Genomic DNA, 18,344 nt, shown 5'->3' on the forward strand with positions numbered 1-18,344 from the left:
CCTGGAAGTTGGCTGAAAGTCACTCGCCGCTTCCCTCGTCCGACGGCAGCAGCGGCAGCCGGACCCGGAAGGTGGCCCCGCCGCCGGGCGTCTCGGCGACCTCGACCGCCCCGTGGTGGGCGGTCACCAGAGCGGCGACGATGGCCAGGCCGAGGCCCGTGCCGGTGTTGCCGTCGGCGCGTCGGGTCCGCGCCGCGTCGGCCCGGTAGAACCGCTCGAACACCCGCTCCGCCTGCTCCGGGGTGAGTCCGGGGCCGGTGTCCGCCACCTCGATGACCGCGATGTTGCCCGGTTCGGCGCGCAGTCGCAGGCGGACCTCGGCGTCCGGCGGCGTGTGGGTGAGGGCGTTGGTGACGAGGTTGCCGATGACCTGGCGCAGGCGCGCGTCGTCGGCGAAGACGACGAGCGGACCCGAACCGGGCTCGATGTCCAGGTCGATCCGGCGGTCCGGAGCCATCGCGCGGGCCGCCTGCACCGCGTCGGAGGCGAGCACCGGCAGCTCCACCGGGGCGAGCGAGAGCGGGCGTTCCCGATCCAGCCGGGCGAGCAGCAGCAGGTCCTCCACCAGCAGCCCCATCCGGGCCGCCTCGTCCTCGATCCGGCGCAGCAGTCCGGCGGTCTGCTCCGGCGCCCGGGCCGCGCCCTGCCGGTACAGCTCGGCGAAGCCACGGATGGTGGTCAGCGGGGTCCGCAGCTCGTGCGAGGCGTCCGCCACGAACTGCCGCATCCGTTCCTCGGAGCGCCGGGCTCGCGCCTCGGACGCCTGGGCGGCGGCGGCCGCGTCCCGGGCGCTGCTCTCCGCCGATCGGGCGGCCGTCTCGGACGCCGCCCGGGCGGTGAACGCCGCCTCGATCTGGGTGAGCATCGCGTTCAGGGCGCGGGACAACCGGCCCAGCTCGGAGGTGGGATACTCCTGGCCCTGCTCGGGGTCCGGCACCCGGCGGGTGAGGTCGCCACCGGCGATGGCGGCGGCGGTCTGTTCGATCTCGACGAGGGGTTTGAGGCTGGTCCGGACGATCGCCGCGCCGACCGAGGCCAGCATGATCAGCACCGCGCCACCGACCAGCAGGTCGATCCAGACGAGTTGCTTGACCGCCCGGTCCACCTGGGTCAGCGGCTGCCCCACGGCCAGGACGGACCCGTCCGGCTGAGCCGCGTAGTAGACCCGCCACCGGGTGAGGCCGTCATGCGACGGTACGGTCCGCGGCTCGCCCTCCAACTCCTCGAAGCCGTTGCGGCTGCTCGGGAAGGTGGGCAGCTGCTCGGGGTCGAGACTGATGTCGTCGTAGATCGCCGCGTAGACCCGCTGCTCGTCGGCCAACGACACGACGTAGTCGCTGGGCAGCATCGCGTTGACCTGCCCGGTACGCAGCTTCGGGAGCAGCTGACCGAGACCCTGTGCGGTCGACCGGATCTGGCCGTCGACCTGCCCCTGGAGGTAGTTGCGCAGGAAGTAGGCGGTCAGCGAGCTGATCACCAGCAGTGCGACGGCGACCAGCGTGAGCACCGAGGTAACCAGCTTCAGCCGCAGCGGCACGCTGCGGACCCGCACCTTCGCCTGCTGGACCGGGTTCACGCCGCCGGCTTGCGCAGCACGTACCCCACGCCACGGAGGGTGTGGATCAACCGGGGCTGACCGGTGTCGACCTTGCGGCGCAGGTAGGAGATGTAGGACTCGACGATGTTGTCGTCGCCCCGGAAGTCGTAGTTCCAGACGTGGTCGAGGATCTGCGCCTTGGACAGCACCCGGTTGGCGTTGAGCATCAGGTACCGCAGCAGCTTGAACTCGGTGGGCGAGAGCTGCACCCGCTGCCCGGCGCGGTGCACCTCATGGGTCTCCTCGTCCAGCTCCAGGTCGGCGAAGGTGAGCCGGGACGGGGCCTGCTCGCCGGTGCTGGTGCGGCGCAGCACGGCGCGGATCCGGGCGGTCAACTCCTCCAGGCTGAACGGCTTGGTGACGTAGTCGTCGCCGCCCAGGGTGAGCCCACGGATCTTGTCGTCGGTGGCGTCCCGCGCGGTCAGGAAGACCACCGGGGTACGCGTACCGCCCTCACGCAGCATCCGGATGACCTCGAAGCCGTCCAGGTCCGGCAGCATCACGTCGAGCACGACGAGGTCGGGCCGGTGGTCCTTGGCGGCGTTCAGGGCCGCGCTGCCGCTGGTCGCGGTCGCCACGTCGAAGCCCGCGAAGCGCAGGCTCGCGGAGAGCAGTTCGAGGATGTTGGGGTCGTCCTCGACGACGAGAAGTCGCGCCTCGGTCTGGGTAGCGGGCATGGGCCCAATCATCGGTGACCTCACTGCACCGGCGCTGGACACTTCCTGGAAAAATCCTGTGAGTCGCCGACCGGTCAGCGCAGCAGCCGACGCAGCCCGTCCAGGGCACCGTCGAGCAGCCGGATCGCCGTACGCAGTTGAGTGTCGCTGAACTGCCGTCCCCGCGCCAGCCGGCTCACCTCGGCGGTGAACGAGGCGAGCCGCTGGTCGAACTCGTCGAGCAGGGCGGCACGCGGCGCGTCCGCCGGCGGAGACCGGTGCGGCGACGGAGGCGGCATCCACCGCGCACGACGGGTCTGCCGAGCGGCCTCGCTCAGCTCCCGCTTGAGGTCCCGCGTCGAGCCACGCACCTCGCTGCGGATCTCGCCGGCCAGGGTGGATAGGTCCGCCACCGAGGCCGCGATGTCCGCCTCCAACGCGGCCAGCTCACCGGCGCGCTGGCGCAGCTCGTCGAGGCCGGAGTCGGTGATGGCGTACGTCTTGCGTCCCCCGGCGGCGGTGTGGCTGACCAGCCCTTCGGCCTCCAGCCGTTGCAGGCGGGGATAGATGGTGCCGGCGCTGGGCGCGTAGAGCCCGAGGAACCGGTCCTCCAGGAGGCGGATCAGCTCGTAGCCGTGCTTGGGACCGTCGTCGAGGAGCTTGAGCAGGTAGAGCCGGAGCCGTCCGTGGCTGAACACGGCGGTCACGGCAGCTCCTCGGAATCGTCGTCGACCGCTCGGGCGAGCAGGGCGATGCTGCCCGAGGTCGCGGAGGCCCAGAGCTTACCGGCACCGCTGCCGAGCACCCCCTCGCTGCTCGGCAGCGGGTACGTCGCGTTGCGCACCTGGGGAAAGCCGCTGGTGATCCGGCCGGCGGCGGTGTTCAGCCGGACCGAGAGGTCGCTGTCCTCGCGGACCCGGACGGTGATGCTGCCGGAGATCGTGGCGAGCCGGATGTCACTGCCCCGGGGGTTGTCCAGGTCGCAGGTGATGGCGCCGGAGACCGTCTGCGCCCGTACCCGCTCGGCGGCGCTGTCCGCGAGGATCACCTCGCCGGAGACGGTCTCCAGGGTGAGGTCACCGCGCACCCCGAGCGCCTCCACCGGCCCCGAGGTGATCTTCGCGGTGGTGGTGCCGCGCAGCCCCATCAGCGTGATCTGACCGGCGGCGAGGTCGACGGTGGTCTGCCGACGCAGCCCGGAGACGACCACCGAGCCGGCGCCCAGGCCCAGGTCGGCGAGGACGTCGGCGGGCACGGCCACCGAGACGTCCACCCGGGGGAAGCGGTGGATCGCGCGAAGTCCGCGCAGGAAGCCCGACCAGCCCCACTCGCGTTCGTGGCGGATGCTCAGGCGGCCGTCGGAGTGGTCGATCAGGACCGGCCGGCGGCCGACCTCGGTGATGTCGATCCGGGCCGGCCCGTCGGCGGCGACCACGTTGAGCCGCCCGCTGACGAGGCGGACGTCCAGCCGGTCGACCGGGCCGTCCAGGGTGAGCCGCTGCGGTCTCTCGACCGTCCATCCGGCCATGGCTGTGCTCCTCTCGACGGCACGCCGCAGCGCGCCTCCCGGAGAAGACACTAACGCGATACATCGCGATACGACAAGACTGTCGCGAGATGTGGGCGACGCCCGCCAAGATCCGCGCAACTTCCCGGATGTTGCTGCCTCAGGCGCACCGGAAGCAGCAACATCCCTGTTGTTGCGCGGATCTTGACGGGTTCCCGCCCGAGCACGGCGCGGGTAGGCGACGCGACGCGGCGGGCTGACGCGGACGGCCAGCGAACGCGCGGCACGGCGTCCAGCCGGGCGGGCGCGGCACGCCGGGCGCGGCAGCGCCGGGTCAGGCGGCCAGGTCCAACTCCCGGGCGAGGTCGGGCGTCGGGGCCGGGATCGTCGCGGACAGGGGGGCGACCGGCTGCGGCCGGGTCCGCGTCGGGAGAGCCGCCACCAGGTGTACGGCTGACTCGGCGGCCCGGGCCAGCAACCGCCGGTCGGCGTCCTGCCCCGGGTGCAGCGCGGCGGCGACCGTCACCGAGACCACCAGGTCCCGGGCCGCGACCACCCGGGCCACCGAACGCAGGAGGGTGTCCGCGCCGAGGAACGCGGCCACTGTGGTGCCCGCCCCGGTGTCCCCGCTGCGGTACCCGAGCCGCAGCGGCACCACCGGTGCGCCCGCGTCGATGGCAGCCTGGAACATGGCCGGCCGGAAGCCGCCCCCGGGGCGACACTCGGCCGCGCCGTCGCCGGCACACCAGGTCGTACCCTCGGGAAAGACCGAGACCGAGCGACCGGCGCGCAGCGCGTCGGCGAGCCGGCGCACGGTGGCCGGCAGCGCGCGCGGGCGCGACCGGTCCACGAAGACCGTGCCCGCGACGGCGGCCAGCACCCCGACCACCGGCCACGACCGGATCTCCCGCTTCGCCACCATCCGGGTGGGCGCGACCGCCAGGACGGCGAGGATGTCCAGCCACGACACGTGGTTGGCGACCAGCAACGCGCGCCGCCGGGGCAGCCGCCCCTTGATCACCAGCCGGACGCCGAAGGCGCGGACGGTGCCCCGGGCCCAGCCGCGCAGCAACGCCTGCCGCTCCGGCGCCGGCAGTACGGGCAGCAGCACCGCCACGCCCACCCCGGCCAGCAGCATGCCGCCCGCCGCGACCAGCCGGAGCACCCGGCGGGCCACCGGAACCGTGGGCACCTCGCCGACCGCCGGCAGGCAGTCGTCGTCGCAGCCCGACGAGGGCCGCCACAGGTCGTGCGCCGCGATGCTCACCGCTCGTCCCCGCCCAGGAAGTGCCGCAGGTAGCGCGGGTTCATCCGGTCGAGGGAGAAGAGCACGTAGAAGTCCGCGCACCGGAAGTCGGGGTCGTACGACGGCTCCCCGCAGATCCACGCGCCGAGTCGTAGGTAACCGCGCAGCAGTGGCGGCACCGCCACCCGGGCGGCCGGCTCGGCGGCGGGGGCCAGGGCGGCGGCCGGCTCGGCGAACCACGGACGCAGCGGCCGGACCCGCAACGGCGGCGGTGCCAGGTGCCGGCCCTGGGCCTGCGCCCACACCCCGGCGACCGTACGACCGCCGTCGTCGACCGGCACCGACGCGCAGCCGCCGAGCCAGCGCGAGCCGCGCAGGTGCAGGTAGCGGGTGAGGCCCGCCCACATCAGGTTGATGACCGCGCCCGAACGGTGGTCCGGGTGCACGCAGGACCGGCCCGTCTCGACGAGGTCGTCCCGCAGCGGGTCCAGCGCGGCGAGGTCGAATTCGCTCTCGGCGTACCGCCGGTCGGTACGCCCCGGCGGCAGCAGCCGGTACGTGCCGACCACCTGCCCGGTGCTGTCCTCCCGGACGATGAGGTGGTCGCAGTGGGCGTCGAAGGGGTCCACGTCCAACCCGGCCGCGCCGGGTGCGAGGGTGGCGCCCAACTCGGTGGCGAACACCTCGTGGCGCAGGCGTTGCGCGGCCGCGACCTGGGTGGGGTCGTCGGCGATCAGCAGGGTGTATCCGCTGGTCGTCAGTGGCGTGCCAGCGACATGCAGAACGGCCATGGGATCTGTGTAAGGGCCCCGGGTGCCATCGGCGGGCACCGCTGGTGTCGGACGGATGAACGCCGGCCGGCGGATGCTCGCGGAAGGTGACCGTGCGAGGCTGCGGGACGGACCGGCGACGACGCCGGGCCACGCCCCACGGAGGTCACCCATGCGCATCGAGTCCCGCTACAACGGGCCCACCGGCTCCGGCAACGGCGGTTGGAGCGCCGGGCTCTTCGCCACCGCGGCGGGGCCCGGACCGGTCGAGGTGACGCTGCGTCGACCACCGCCGCTGGACACGGAGTTGACCCTCGTCGACGGCGAGGTCCGGGACCCGGCCGGTGACCTGGTCGCCGAGGTCCGCCCGACGGATGCCGTGGACGCCGTCGTACCGCCGGTCGACGCGGCGACGGCGGCCGAGGCGGCCACCCGCTATCCCGGGTTCGCCGCGCACCCGTACCCCGGGTGTTTCGTCTGTGGTCCGGACCGGACCGACGGGTTGCGGATCTTCCCCGGACGGCTGCCGGACGGCCGGACCGCCGCGCCGTTCCGCGCGCCCGAGCAGGTCGACGACGCCACCGTCTGGGCCGCGCTGGACTGTACCGGCGGCTGGACGGTGCTCGCGCCGGAACGCCCGTACCTGCTGGGCCGGATCGCCGCCGTGGTCGCGGCCCGGCCGGCGCCCGGCGACGACTGTGTGGTGACCGGCGCGCTGATCGGTGTCGACGGCCGCAAGGCGCTGGTGCACACCAGCCTGTACGGCCCGGACGGCACACTGCTCGGCGCGGCCCGGGCCACCTGGATCGCCCGCTGAGGTCCGTCGTCGTGGCCGGTGTCATTCGCAAGGAGGACCACGCCGTAGGTACTCGGGCTGATTGACCTTGTTGCTCGGTACCGTCACGCTGTGCCACGGCGTACCTCGACGCCACACGGGAGGAGAACGATGACTGACGGGCAGCGAAGCCCCACCAGCGACGGTCAGATCGTGGTGTCCGGTCTGACGAAGCAGTACAAGAACGTGCGGGCGGTGAACAACCTGTCCTTCACCGTGGCACCGGGGCGGGTGACCGGCTTCCTCGGCCCGAACGGCGCCGGCAAGACCACCACGCTGCGCATGCTGCTGAACCTGGTCACGCCGACCGGGGGCACGGCCACCATCAGCGGCCACCGCTACGCCGACCTGAGCGACCCGCTGCGGCACGTCGGCGCGATCCTCGAGGCGTCCAGCGCGCACAAGGGCCGCACCGGCATCAACCACCTGCGGGTGATCTGCGCCGCGGCCGGCCTGCCCCGCAACCGGGCCGACGAGGTGCTGGAGCTGGTCGGGCTGACCCCGGCCGCGAAGCGCAAGTTCAAGGGCTACTCGCTGGGCATGAAGCAGCGGCTCGGCATCGCCGCCGCGATGCTCGGCAACCCCCGGGTGCTGATCCTCGACGAGCCGGCCAACGGGCTCGACCCGGAGGGCATCCGGTGGATGCGTGGGTTCCTCAAGAACCTCGCCCACGAGGGCCGTACGGTGCTGGTCTCCAGCCACCTGCTGTCCGAGATGCAGCTCCTCGCCGACGACGTGGTGATCATCGCGGCCGGGCAGCTCGTCCGGCAGGGGCCGGTCGAGCAGGTGCTCGGGTCGATGGCGCAGGGCGCCCAGGTCCGGGTCCGCACCCCGCAGGCCGAGGCGCTGACCACCGCGCTGAAGGCGCAGTCGGCCACGGTCACCACCGACGAGCACGGCGTCCTGCTGGTCTCCGGGGTGGACGCCCCGACGATCGGCCGCGCCGCCCTGGCCGCCAACGTGGAACTGCACGAACTGACCACCGAACGGCCCGACCTGGAACGGGTCTTCCTGGAGCTGACGGCCGGAAAGGCGGACATCCGATGAACCTGGTCCGATCCGAGCTGCTCAAGATCCGTACCACCAACACCTGGTGGATCTTCGCGCTGATCAGCCTGCCGCTGTGGGCGCTCACGCTGCTCATCAACTGGTTGCAGGCCGACGCCCTCACCAGCACCAACCCCGCCGACGTCGGCGACCAGGCCGCCCAGTTCGAGGCCGCAGCCACTCCGGACGCGCTCTCGTCGAACCTGTTCACCACCGGGCAGTTCTTCGGCCTGCTGATCATCATGCTGCTCGGCATCATCGTGGTGACCAGCGAGTTCTTCCACCAGACGGTCACCACCACGTTCCTCACCGCACCACACCGCACCGCGGTGATGCTGGCCAAGCTGGTCGCGGCGGGCGTGCTGGCGCTGCTGTTCTGGCTGGTCACCACGGTGCTCAACCTGATCGCCGGGTCGGCGGTGCTGAGCGCGGTCGGAGTGGACTCGCAACTGGGCAACGACGCCGCCTGGCGGGCGATCGGGTTGAACCTGCTCGCGTACCTGCTGTGGGCCGTGTTCGGCGTCGGCATCGGCGTGCTGATCCGCAGCCAGATCGGCGCGACCGTGACCGGCATCCTGCTCTACCTGGGCGGCTCGATCGGCGCGGCCGTGGTGATCGCCATCCTGGCCGACCGCTGGGGTGACTGGATCAACAACCTGCAACTGCTGGTGCCGTCGTTGGCGTCGTCGCTGATGGTCACCGGGACGGACATCCCCGGTAACCCGCCGCGCTGGGCCGGCGCGGCCGTGCTGATCGGGTACGCGGTGGTCACCGGCGTGGTCGGCTCCCTGCTGATCCGTCGACGCGACATCTCCTGACCGACCGGTTTCCGGGGTGGCGGCGGCACGGCCGTCACCCCGGGACCGTTTCGGGGTGCGGGCGGCATCGCCGCCACGCCGACGCGGCGTCGGGGGTGGCGGGGCATCGCCGGCAGCCCCGGAGGGCGCCCGTCAGCCGCCGGGACAGCCCCGGCCGCCGCTGACGGGGATGCACTGGGTGATCTGCGGGGCCGGCTCCTGGTCGGCGGGGACGTGCCCGATCAGTCCGCTGGTCGCCATGTTGCCCACCAGCGCGACCGCCACGTAGATCAGCGCCATACCGCCGAACGCCCCGGCGAAGTGCCGACGCCACATCGCCTCGCCGGCCAGTCCGGCCAGGAGCAGACCGATCACCGGCAGCACCCCGTTGAGCAGGAGCCCGGTCATGAGCAGGTCATCGGTGGTCGCGCCGAACGCCTGCGCCTCGGCGTGCGTCGGCGTGTACGGCCGGGACACGCGCCGGATCAGACCCACCAGCAGCAGGAACGGCACCCCGTAGAGCCAGGCGAAGAAGAGCCCTCCGAGGCCGAGCCGCTTCACAGCGACCGCGCGAGGACGGCACCACAGAGCGTGAGGCTGAGCCCCGCGGACGCGGTGCCAGCGACCACGGCCGACGGGATGAGCCGCGCGGCCAGCGCGGCCACCAGCGCCGTCACGAACAGCAGCCCGACGAGTACCGGTGCGCCCCACACCAGCGCGACGAACGCCAGCGACTCCCCCGGCGACAGGCAACCGAACCAGGCCGCGCAGTCGTCGCCCACCGGCCTGCTCGCCACGCTCGTGGTGCCCACCGCCACGGCCGCGACGGCGGTGACGTACCAGCCGGCCGCCACCGCCATGCTCCTGCCGTAGCGCCCCCCTGCCCCGTGTTCGTCCATGCGCCCGATCCTCGCGGTCGGGGGCCCTCGACACATCCGTCGGGATACTCAGTTCCGCCGTACCAGCCTGCGACGATCGCCGCAGGGGTTGCTGAACTTCTGGCATCTTCTGTGAATCCGGCCACCCGACCGAGGCGGAAATGCCGGGGCGATCTGTACGGCGTAGCCTGGGACTCGTCTGTCCGTTCTCCTTGATCGGGCGTGACGGACACCGCGTGACACACAAACCCGCGTGAAAGAGGCGATTACCGGCCGTGTCGACCCAGCAGACTTCGCAGGAGAACCCACTGGCGGGTTTCGGCCCGAACGAGTGGATCGTCGAGGAGATGTACCAGCGGTACCTCGCCGACCCCACGAGCGTCGATTCGGCCTGGCACGACTTCTTCGCCGACTACCGACCAGCGCCCGGCGCCGCCACACCGCGCCCGGCGGAGAGCGCCGGTAAGCCGGCCGCCGCGCCCGAGCCGGACGGCCAGCCGGAGGCGGCAGCCACGGTGAGCCAGCCCGCCGCGAAGCCGGCCGCCGCACCGGCCAAGCCGGCCGCCAAGGCCCCCGCGCCGACCACCGCCGCGCCGGCCAAGAGCACCCCGGCGCCCGCCGCCAAGGAGGCGCCGGCCAAGCCGGCCGCGAAGGCGCCCGCGCCGACCGCCGACGGCCCGCAGACCACGCCGCTACGGGGTGTCGCCGCGAAGATCGTCCAGAACATGGACGCCTCGCTGAGCGTGCCGACCGCGACCAGCGTGCGCGCGGTCCCGGCGAAGCTGCTGGTCGACAACCGCATCGTGATCAACAACCACCTCGCCCGCGGGCGGGGCGGCAAGGTCAGCTTCACTCACCTCGTCGGCTACGCGATGGTCCGCGCACTGGTCGAGCACCCGGAGATGAACAACTCGTTCGCCGAGGCCAACGGCAAGCCGGCCGTGGTCCGCCCGGCGCACGTCAACCTCGGTATCGCCATCGACCTGGCCAAGCCGGACGGCAGCCGCAACCTGGTGGTCCCCTCCATCAAGGGCTGCGAGCAGATGGACTTCCGGCAGTTCTGGCAGGCGTACGAGGACGTGGTCCGGCGGGCGCGGCGCAACGAGCTGACCATGGAGGACTACTCCGGCACCACGATCTCGCTGACCAACCCGGGCGGCATCGGCACCGTGCACTCGATGCCGCGGCTCATGCAGGGGCAGAGCGCGATCATCGGCGTCGGCGCGATGGAGTACCCGGCCCCCTACCAGGGCATGTCCGAGGCCACCCTCGCCGAGCTGGCGGTCAGCAAGATCATCACGCTGACCAGCACGTACGACCACCGGATCATCCAGGGCGCGCAGTCCGGCGAGTTCCTCAAGGTCATGCACGAGCTGATCCTGGGCGAGCACGGCTTCTACGACCAGATCTTCACCTCGCTGCGCATCCCGTACGAGCCGGTGCGCTGGATGCGGGACGTGGCCGTCAACTCCGAGGGTCAGATCAACAAGACCGCCCGGGTGCACGAGCTGATCCACGCGTACCGGGTGCGCGGCCACCTGATGGCCGACACCGACCCGCTCGAGTTCAAGATCCGCAAGCACCCCGACCTGGACGTCCTCCAGCACGGGCTGACCCTGTGGGACCTCGACCGCGAGTTCCCGGTCAACGGCTTCGCCGGCCGGCAGCGGATGAAGCTGCGCGAGATCCTCGGCGTGCTGCGCGACTCGTACTGCCGCCGGGTCGGCATCGAGTACATGCACATCCAGGACCCGGAGGAGCGGCGCTGGATCCAGGAGCGGATCGAGCGCAAGTACGAGAAGCCGTCCGCCGACGAGCAGAAGCACGTGCTCAACCGGCTCAACGCGGCCGAGGCGTTCGAGACCTTCCTGCAGACCAAGTACGTGGGCCAGAAGCGCTTCTCGCTGGAGGGTGGCGAGTCGCTGATCCCGCTGCTCGGCGAGGTGCTGGAGTCCTCCGCCGAGAACGGGCTGGACGAGGTCGTCATCGGCATGGCCCACCGTGGCCGGCTCAACGTGCTGGCCAACATCGTCGGCAAGCCGTACGAGAAGATCTTCTCGGAGTTCGAGGGCCACCTGGACCCGCGCTCCACCCAGGGCTCCGGCGACGTGAAGTACCACCTGGGCCAGAACGGCAAGTTCACCACCCCGGACGGCGAGCACGCCGTGAAGGTGTCGGTGGTGGCGAACCCATCGCACCTGGAGGCCGTCGACCCGGTGCTGGAGGGCATCGTCCGGGCCAAGCAGGACCGGATCGACCTCAAGCTGGAGGGCTACACCGTGCTGCCGCTCGCGGTGCACGGTGACGCCGCCTTCGCCGGGCAGGGCGTGGTCGCCGAGACGCTCAACCTGTCGCAGCTGCGCGGCTACCGCACCGGCGGCACCGTGCACGTGGTGGTCAACAACCAGGTCGGCTTCACCACCGCCCCGGAGTACAGCCGGTCCAGCCTCTACAGCACCGACGTGGCCCGGATGATCCAGGCGCCGATCTTCCACGTCAACGGCGACGACCCGGAGGCCGTGGTCCGGGTGGCCCGGCTGGCCTTCGAGTACCGGCAGGCGTTCAACAAGGACGTCGTGATCGACATGGTCTGCTACCGCCGGCGCGGCCACAACGAGGGCGACGACCCCTCGATGTCCAACCCGCAGATGTACAAGATCATCGACTCGAAGCGTTCGGTGCGCAAGCTCTACACCGAGGAGCTGATCGGTCGCGGCGACATCACCGTGGAGGACGCGGAGGAGTTGCTGCGCGACTACCAGGCGCAACTGGAGAAGGTCTTCAAGGCCACCCGGGACGCCGCCGCCGCACCGCGCCAGCTCAACCGGCCGCGCCGTGAGGAGGAGCCGGAGCCGCAGGTCGACACCGCCACCGACGCCGCCGTGGTCAAGGCGATCGGTGAGGCGCACATCAACCTGCCGGAGGGCTTCACCCCGCACAAGCGCATCCAGCAGCTGCTCGACCGGCGGGCCAAGATGTCCGTCGAGGGCAACATCGACTGGGGCTTCGGCGAGATCATCGCGTTCGGGGCGCTGCTGCACGACGGGGTCACCGTCCGGCTCGCCGGCCAGGACTCGCGTCGCGGCACCTTCGTCCAGCGGCACGCGTCGGTGGTCGACTCCCGCACCGGCGACGACTACCTGCCGCTGAAGTCGCTCACCGCCGACGGCGAGCGTTCGCGGTTCTTCGTGCACGACTCGCTGCTGAGCGAGTACGCGGCGATGGGCTTCGAGTACGGCTACTCGGTGGAGAACGTCAACGCGCTGGTCGCCTGGGAGGCCCAGTTCGGTGACTTCGTCAACGGTGCCCAGTCGGTGATCGACGAGTTCATCTCGTCCGGCGAGGTGAAGTGGGGCCAGCGCTCGGCGGTGACCCTGCTGCTGCCGCACGGCCACGAGGGCCAGGGCCCGGACCACACCTCCGGCCGCCCGGAGCGGTTCCTGCAGATGTGTGCCGAGGACAACATGCGGGTGGCCATCCCGACGACCCCGGCGAACTACTTCCACCTGCTGCGCCGCCAGGCCCTGTCGCCCAAGCGCAAGCCGCTCGTGGTGTTCACGCCGAAGTCGCTGCTGCGGCACAAGCTCTGCGTCTCGCCGGTGGAGGACTTCACGACCGGCACCTTCCAGCCGGTGCTGCGCGACACGGCCGCCCCGGCGCCGGAGGCGGTGAAGCGGGTGCTGCTCTGCGCGGGCAAGGTCTACTACGACCTGTTCCAGGCCCGGCAGGAGCGCGGCATCTCCGACACCGCGATCATCCGGATCGAGCAGCTCTACCCGCTGCCGGTGGAGGAGATCCGCGCCGCCCTGGCGCAGTACCCGAACGCGGAGGACTTCGCCTGGGTGCAGGAGGAGCCGGCCAACCAGGGCGCCTGGTCGTTCGTGGCGCTCAACCTGCTGGAGCACCTCACCGACGTCCGGCTGCGGCGGATCTCCCGCCCGGCCGCGGCGGCCCCGGCGGTCGGTTCGGCCAAGACCCACGAGGTCGAGCAGACCGCGCTCATCGAGGCGGCACTCCCCCGCCCGTGACCTGACCGCGCCACGCGAGCCGGGGCAGGGCCGTCGAGCACGGTCCTGCCCCGGCTCGCGTCGGTCCATCCGATCACCGAACCGCCCGGCCCGTGCCGGGCCGAGCACGAGGACGTACGCCGTGTACTTCACCGACCGTGGCATCGAGGAGCTGGTCGAACGCCGGGGCGACGAGCAGGTGACCCTGGAGTGGCTGGGCGAGCGCCTGCGCGACTTCGTCGACCTCAACCCCGAGTTCGAAACCCCCATCGAGCGCCTGGCCACGTACCTGGCCCGCCTGGACGACCCCGACGACGAAGACGCCTGACCAGCCGCCGACATCCCGTCAACTTCGGCGGGACGGGCTTGCCACTGCTGGCGAGGAGCTGACACCCGTCGTGCTCCCTTTGCTCTGCTTCAACGGACGCAACAGCGCGCGTCCGATATCCGGACACCGGCTGTTGCGTGGGTTGAAGCAGAGCAAAGGAGGGCTGAACCCCTCGCCGACCGGCCGCCGAAACACGCGATCCCGGGTCTCCCTTCTCAGCCCACCAGGCTTGTCACACTCGCGATCTTCTAGGGTGAGGCTGTGGCTCGCAGCGTTTATCTGACCAGCGTGGGTTCGGGCGGGGGTAAGTCGACCATCGCTCTCGGGCTGGCCGAACTGCTGTCGCGGCAGGTGGGCCGGATCGGCGTGTTCCGGCCGCTGGTCGCCGACAGCGGCCCCGATCCGATCCTCGCCCTGCTCAGCGAGCGGTACCGGGTCGAGGTGCCGATCGCCGAACTGGCCGGGGCGAGCTACGCCGAGGCGGCCGCGCTGGTGGCCGACGGCCGGCGCGAAGAGCTGATCTCCGCGATCGTGGAGCGCTACCGGGCGGTGGAGCGGCAGTGCCCGGCGGTGGTCGTGGTGGGCAGCGACTTCGACGAGCCGGGCGACCCGGCGCACCCCCGCGAGCTGGCCTTCAACGCCCGGCTGGCCACCGAGTTCGGCAGCGTCGTGGTGCCGGTGGTGGACGGGTACGAGCAGGAGCCGGCGGCCGTCGCGGCGGCCATGCGCGGGGCGTACCACGATCTGGCCGACCTGGGCGCGACCGTGCTCGCGGTGATCGCCAACCGGGTGCCCGGGCCGATGACGCTGCCGGAGCTGCCGGTGCCCGCGTACGCCATCCCGGAGGTGCCGAGCGTGTCGGCGCCGACGGTGGCCGAGGTGGCGGCGGCGCTGGGCGCGACCCTGCTGGCCGGGGACGACGCAGCGCTCGGGCGGGACGTGCTGGACTTCGTGGTCGGCGCGGCGCACGTGCCGACCCTGTTGGGTCACCTCACCGAGGGGGCGTTGGTGATCACCCCCGGCGACCGGGCCGACCTGCTCGTCGCCGCCAGCGCAGCCCACGTCGCCGGGCAGGTGTCGGTGGCCGGGTTGGTGCTCACCCTGGGCGAACAGCCCGATCCCCGGGTGATGCGGCTGGTGGAGGGGCTGAACACCGGCCTGGCGGTGCTCTCCGTGGGCAGCGACAGCTACGACACGGTCGAGGCGTCCAGCCGGATCGAGGGGCGGCCCAGCGTGGACAACCCGCGCAAGGTGGAAGCCGCGCTGGGCGCGTTCGAGCGCTGCGTGGACACCGACGACCTGGCCCGTCGGCTCCGGGTCAGCCGGTCCACCCGGGTCACCCCGTTGATGTTCGAGAACGAGCTGATCGACCGGGCCCGCTCGCAGCGCCGCCACCTGGTGCTGCCCGAGGGTTCCGACGACCGGATCCTGCGGGCGGCGGAGATCCTGCTGCGCCGGGGCGTGGCCGACCTGACCCTGCTCGGCCGTCCCGACGACATCGGCCGACGCACCCGTGAGCTGGGCATCGACCTCGGCGACGCGCGCCTCGTCGACCCGGCCGGGAGCGGGTGGCGCGACGAGTTCGCCGCCGAGTACGCCCGCCTGCGCGCCCACCGGGGCGTCACCGCCGAACTGGCGTACGACGTCGTGGCCCAACCCAACTACTTCGGCACGCTGATGGTGGCCACCGGGCACGCCGACGGGATGGTCTCCGGCGCCACGCACACCACCGCCGCCACCATCCGGCCCGCGTTCGAGATCATCCGTACCGTTCCGGACGTCACGGTGGCCTCCAGCGTCTTCTTCATGCTGCTGCGCGACCGGGTGCTGGTCTACGGCGACTGCGCGGTGAACCGCGACCCGGACGCCGCCCAACTCGCCGACATCGCGATCTCCTCGGCCGACACCGCGGCCCGGTTCGGCATCGAGCCCCGGGTGGCGATGCTGTCGTACTCCACCGGCAGCTCCGGCGCGGGCGCCGATGTGGAGAAGGTCGCCGAGGCCACCGCGCTGGTCCGGGAACGCCGGCCCGACCTGCTGGTCGAGGGACCGATCCAGTACGACGCGGCGATCGACCCGGCGGTGGCAGCCACCAAACTGCCGGACAGCCCGGTCGCCGGGCACGCCACGGTCTTCATCTTCCCGGACCTGAACACGGGCAACAACACGTACAAGGCGGTGCAGCGCTCTGCCGGGGCGGTCGCCGTCGGACCGGTGATGCAGGGCCTGCGCCGGCCGGTGAACGACCTGTCCCGGGGCGCGCTGGTGCCGGACATCGTGAACACGGTGGCGATCACCGCCATCCAGGCGGCCGCCGGGGAGGCGTCATGAGTCGGGTCCTGGTGCTCAACTGCGGGTCGTCGTCGGTGAAGTGGCGGCACTACGACGGGGACCGCACGCTCGGCCAGGGCACCGTCGAGCGGGTCGGCGAGCCCGGTGGCGGCCCGGCCGACCACGCCAGCGCGGTCCGCCAGATCCTGGACGGGCTGGACCGGACCGGACTGACGGCCATCGGGCACCGGGTGGTGCACGGCGGTCGGACGTTCACCGCCCCGACGCTCGTCGACGACGCGGTGCTGGCCGCGATCCGTGACCTGGTCCCGCTCGCCCCGCTGCACAACCCGGCCAACCTGGCCGGCATCGAGATGGCGAGGGCGGCCCTGCCGGACGTACCGCAGGTCGCCGTCTTCGACACGGCGTTCCACCACACCCTGCCCGAGGCCGCCGCGACCTACGCGATCGACCGGGACACCGCCGAGCGGTACGACATCCGCCGGTACGGCTTCCACGGCACCTCGCACGCGTACGTCTCCCGGCGCACCGCCGAGTTGCTGGGCCGCCCGTACGACCAGCTCAACACGATCACGGTGCACCTGGGCAACGGAGCCAGCGCCTGCGCGGTGGCGGGTGGCCGCAGCGTCGCCACCTCGATGGGGATGTCACCGCTCGAAGGGCTGGTGATGGGCACCCGCAGCGGCGACCTCGACCCGACGGTCATCTTCCACCTGCGCCGGGAGGGCGGGATGTCGGTCGACGAGATCGACGACCTGCTCAACCATCGCAGCGGCCTGCTCGGCCTGACCGGCGCCAACGACATGCGCGAGGTGCTGCGACGCCGGGCCGACGGCGACCCGGCAGCCGCGCTCGCCTTCGACGTCTACTGCCGGCGGATCACCGGGTATGTCGGGGCGTACTACGCGCTGCTCGGCCGCGTCGACGCGATCGCGTTCACCGCCGGGGTAGGCGAGCACGCCGCGCCGGTGCGGGCCGCCGCGCTGGCCGGCCTGGACCGGCTCGGCATCAGCGTGGACGACACCCGCAACGGCGGCGAGGGTGACCGGGTCATCTCGCCCGACGACGCCGAGGTGCGCGTCTGCGTCATCCGCACCGACGAGGAGCGGGAGATCGCCCGGCAGACCCGGGACGTGGTGGGGAAGCTCTAGGCGAGCCAGACGACCAGGGCCACCAGCAGCACCACGACCACCGCCGCACCGACGATGAGCGGCAGCCGGGACGGCGTGTCGGCCGGGCCGGTGGCCTCCGGCGTCTGGGTGAAGGCGCGGAACGCCTCGGTGTTGCCGCTGGGGTCGGTGTAGTTCTCAGCCATGTCGGTGACCCTAGCGAAGCCGTACCCGACGCACCGCCCCCGCCTCCGCGATCGGGTCGGGTCGGGCCGCGCGGCGGAGGCGACCCGACCGGGTGGCGGGCAGAGCCGGGCCGGACGGCGGGGTCGGCGGGCACGTCCCGCCGCCTACGGTGGGACCGTGGGGGCGGGACGGCTGGTCGCCGTACTGGTGACAGCGCTGCTGGCGGGGTGCGCGCCGGCCTCCGCCGTGGCCGTCGGCGGGTCCACCGCGCCGCAGGCCGCGCGCCGAGCGCCCGAGGGGTCGTACACCGTCGGCGTGCGTACGCTCACCCTCGATTCGCGCTCGGCGCGCCCCCTGCCGGTGACCATCTGGTACCCGCTGGACGCGGACCGGGTGGCCGCCGGGCGGTTCCCGGTGGTCGTCTACAGCCACGGGCTGCACAGCCGGCCCGAGCTGCACGCCGGGTTGACCACCCGCTGGGCGGCGGCCGGTTTCGTGGTGGCCGCGCCGGCGTACCCGCACACCCGTACGGACGCCGCGCACTTCACCCGCGCGGACGTCCGCAACCAGCCCGCCGACGGTTGGCGGCTGATCCGGTACCTGAGCCGCCTCGACCGCGACCCGGGCGATCCGCTGGCCGGTCACCTGGATCTCACCTCGGTCGCCGCCGCCGGTCACTCGGCGGGCGGATTCACCACCTCCGGCATGTTCACCGAGGGCCATCCGAGCCGACTGCGCGCGGGCATCGTGATCGCCGGCGGCGGCCTGCCCGGTAGCTTCGCCGGGCCGAGCGCCCCGGTGCTGTTCGTGCACGGCACGGCCGACCCGGTGGTGCCGGTGACGGTCGGCCGGGCGGCGTACGCGCGCACCCGGGGTCCGGCGGTCTTCCTCAGCGTCGTCGGTCAGGGCCACGGCGAGTACCTCACGCCGGACCGCCCCGGGTTCGCGCCGGTGCTGGCCACGACGACCGACTTCCTGCGCTGGACCCTGTACGGCGACGGCGCGGCCGGCGCGCGCCTCCCCGTCGACGCCCGCACCCCGCTGACCCGCTACGAGTCACGCCCGGCCCGCTAGCGTCCCCTCCCCCGG

The 18,344-nt window shown here is 72.4% G+C and carries 17 protein-coding genes; 8 read left to right on the top strand and 9 right to left on the bottom strand.

Annotated elements, in window-relative coordinates:
• Window positions 1–19: 19 nt before the first annotated feature.
• The 6 genes from ACN263_RS24795 to ACN263_RS24820 form a co-directional block, all read right to left on the bottom strand.
• A complete protein-coding gene (locus ACN263_RS24795; RefSeq protein WP_422736713.1) occupies window positions 20–1,576 on the bottom strand; it encodes a HAMP domain-containing sensor histidine kinase in 1,557 nt (518 codons plus the stop codon).
• Window positions 1,573–2,274: a response regulator transcription factor gene (locus ACN263_RS24800; protein ID WP_422736714.1), complete on the bottom strand. Its 702-nt coding sequence runs from the start codon at window positions 2,272–2,274 to the stop codon at window positions 1,573–1,575. The genes ACN263_RS24795 and ACN263_RS24800 overlap by 4 nt, the downstream gene beginning before the upstream one ends.
• A gap of 74 nt (window positions 2,275–2,348) precedes the next feature.
• Complete coding sequence (locus ACN263_RS24805; RefSeq protein ID WP_422736715.1) at window positions 2,349–2,960, bottom strand: PadR family transcriptional regulator; 612 nt, start codon at window positions 2,958–2,960, stop codon at window positions 2,349–2,351.
• Window positions 2,957–3,781, bottom strand: a complete 825-nt coding sequence (locus ACN263_RS24810; protein WP_422736716.1) for a DUF4097 family beta strand repeat-containing protein — start codon at window positions 3,779–3,781, stop codon at window positions 2,957–2,959. Before ACN263_RS24810 ends, ACN263_RS24805 begins: the two co-directional genes overlap by 4 nt.
• A 313-nt stretch (window positions 3,782–4,094) precedes the next feature.
• A complete protein-coding gene (locus tag ACN263_RS24815) occupies window positions 4,095–5,027 on the bottom strand; it encodes a lysophospholipid acyltransferase family protein (protein WP_422736717.1) in 933 nt (310 codons plus the stop codon).
• Window positions 5,024–5,797 carry a GNAT family N-acetyltransferase gene (locus ACN263_RS24820; protein WP_422736718.1) on the bottom strand — a complete coding sequence of 258 codons (774 nt, stop codon included), beginning with the start codon at window positions 5,795–5,797 and terminating at the stop codon, window positions 5,024–5,026. Before ACN263_RS24820 ends, ACN263_RS24815 begins: the two co-directional genes overlap by 4 nt.
• Before the next feature lie 151 nt (window positions 5,798–5,948).
• Between ACN263_RS24820 and ACN263_RS24825 the strand changes: the two genes are divergently transcribed.
• The 3 genes from ACN263_RS24825 to ACN263_RS24835 all read left to right on the top strand — a co-directional run bounded on the left by ACN263_RS24825 (window position 5,949) and on the right by ACN263_RS24835 (window position 8,476).
• Window positions 5,949–6,593, top strand: coding sequence for a hypothetical protein (locus ACN263_RS24825; RefSeq protein ID WP_422736719.1), 645 nt, complete (start codon window positions 5,949–5,951; stop codon window positions 6,591–6,593).
• 129 nt (window positions 6,594–6,722) lie between these two features.
• Window positions 6,723–7,658, top strand: a complete 936-nt coding sequence (locus ACN263_RS24830) for an ABC transporter ATP-binding protein (RefSeq protein ID WP_422736720.1) — start codon at window positions 6,723–6,725, stop codon at window positions 7,656–7,658.
• Window positions 7,655–8,476, top strand: coding sequence for an ABC transporter permease (locus tag ACN263_RS24835; protein WP_422736721.1), 822 nt, complete (start codon window positions 7,655–7,657; stop codon window positions 8,474–8,476). The genes ACN263_RS24830 and ACN263_RS24835 overlap by 4 nt, the downstream gene beginning before the upstream one ends.
• Window positions 8,477–8,608: 132 nt before the next feature.
• On the opposite strand, the gene ACN263_RS24840 is transcribed toward ACN263_RS24835, so the two are convergent.
• Together ACN263_RS24840 and ACN263_RS24845 are read right to left on the bottom strand one after the other, a co-directional pair.
• A complete protein-coding gene (locus ACN263_RS24840) occupies window positions 8,609–9,016 on the bottom strand; it encodes a hypothetical protein (protein ID WP_422736722.1) in 408 nt (135 codons plus the stop codon).
• Window positions 9,013–9,354, bottom strand: coding sequence for a hypothetical protein (locus ACN263_RS24845; protein WP_422736723.1), 342 nt, complete (start codon window positions 9,352–9,354; stop codon window positions 9,013–9,015). Before ACN263_RS24845 ends, ACN263_RS24840 begins: the two co-directional genes overlap by 4 nt.
• Window positions 9,355–9,608: 254 nt before the next feature.
• On the opposite strand from ACN263_RS24845, the gene ACN263_RS24850 reads away from it, so the two are divergent.
• The 4 genes from ACN263_RS24850 (at window position 9,609) to ACN263_RS24865 (ending at window position 17,111) form a co-directional block, all read left to right on the top strand.
• Window positions 9,609–13,361, top strand: a complete 3,753-nt coding sequence (locus tag ACN263_RS24850; RefSeq protein WP_422736724.1) for a multifunctional oxoglutarate decarboxylase/oxoglutarate dehydrogenase thiamine pyrophosphate-binding subunit/dihydrolipoyllysine-residue succinyltransferase subunit — start codon at window positions 9,609–9,611, stop codon at window positions 13,359–13,361.
• A gap of 121 nt (window positions 13,362–13,482) precedes the next feature.
• Complete coding sequence (locus ACN263_RS24855) at window positions 13,483–13,668, top strand: DUF6104 family protein (RefSeq protein WP_139582193.1); 186 nt, start codon at window positions 13,483–13,485, stop codon at window positions 13,666–13,668.
• A gap of 261 nt (window positions 13,669–13,929) precedes the next feature.
• The gene (pta, locus tag ACN263_RS24860; RefSeq protein ID WP_422736725.1) at window positions 13,930–15,999 is read left to right on the top strand and encodes a phosphate acetyltransferase; all 2,070 of its coding nucleotides are present in this window, start codon (window positions 13,930–13,932) and stop codon (window positions 15,997–15,999) included.
• A complete protein-coding gene (locus ACN263_RS24865; RefSeq protein ID WP_422736726.1) occupies window positions 15,996–17,111 on the top strand; it encodes an acetate/propionate family kinase in 1,116 nt (371 codons plus the stop codon). Before pta ends, ACN263_RS24865 begins: the two co-directional genes overlap by 4 nt.
• On the opposite strand, the gene ACN263_RS24870 is transcribed toward ACN263_RS24865, so the two are convergent.
• Entirely contained in the window at window positions 17,108–17,275 is a 168-nt protein-coding gene (locus ACN263_RS24870; protein WP_422736727.1) for a hypothetical protein, read from the bottom strand. The two genes, ACN263_RS24865 and ACN263_RS24870, sit on opposite strands and share 4 nt — an antisense overlap.
• 157 nt (window positions 17,276–17,432) lie before the next feature.
• Here ACN263_RS24870 and ACN263_RS24875 point away from each other — a divergent pair, with 157 nt between their 5' ends.
• Complete coding sequence (locus ACN263_RS24875; RefSeq protein ID WP_422736728.1) at window positions 17,433–18,329, top strand: alpha/beta hydrolase family protein; 897 nt, start codon at window positions 17,433–17,435, stop codon at window positions 18,327–18,329.
• Window positions 18,330–18,344 lie beyond the last annotated feature (15 nt).

It is taken from the genome of Micromonospora sp. WMMD729 (assembly GCF_049315225.1).
Taxonomy (GTDB): domain Bacteria; phylum Actinomycetota; class Actinomycetes; order Mycobacteriales; family Micromonosporaceae; genus Micromonospora.

Bases quoted from the DNA above. Each gene is read 5' to 3' on its own strand.
- ACN263_RS24800 (WP_422736714.1), bottom strand. From the start codon at position 2,274: ATGCCCGCTACCCAGACCGAGGCGCGACTTCTCGTCGTCGAGGACGAC.
- ACN263_RS24810 (WP_422736716.1), bottom strand. From the start codon at position 3,781: ATGGCCGGATGGACGGTCGAGAGACCGCAGCGGCTCACCCTGGACGGC.
- ACN263_RS24820 (WP_422736718.1), bottom strand. From the start codon at position 5,797: ATGGCCGTTCTGCATGTCGCTGGCACGCCACTGACGACCAGCGGATAC.
- ACN263_RS24825 (WP_422736719.1), top strand. From the start codon at position 5,949: ATGCGCATCGAGTCCCGCTACAACGGGCCCACCGGCTCCGGCAACGGC.
- ACN263_RS24830 (WP_422736720.1), top strand. From the start codon at position 6,723: ATGACTGACGGGCAGCGAAGCCCCACCAGCGACGGTCAGATCGTGGTG.
- ACN263_RS24835 (WP_422736721.1), top strand. From the start codon at position 7,655: ATGAACCTGGTCCGATCCGAGCTGCTCAAGATCCGTACCACCAACACC.
- ACN263_RS24845 (WP_422736723.1), bottom strand. From the start codon at position 9,354: ATGGACGAACACGGGGCAGGGGGGCGCTACGGCAGGAGCATGGCGGTG.
- ACN263_RS24865 (WP_422736726.1), top strand. From the start codon at position 15,996: ATGAGTCGGGTCCTGGTGCTCAACTGCGGGTCGTCGTCGGTGAAGTGG.
- ACN263_RS24870 (WP_422736727.1), bottom strand. From the start codon at position 17,275: ATGGCTGAGAACTACACCGACCCCAGCGGCAACACCGAGGCGTTCCGC.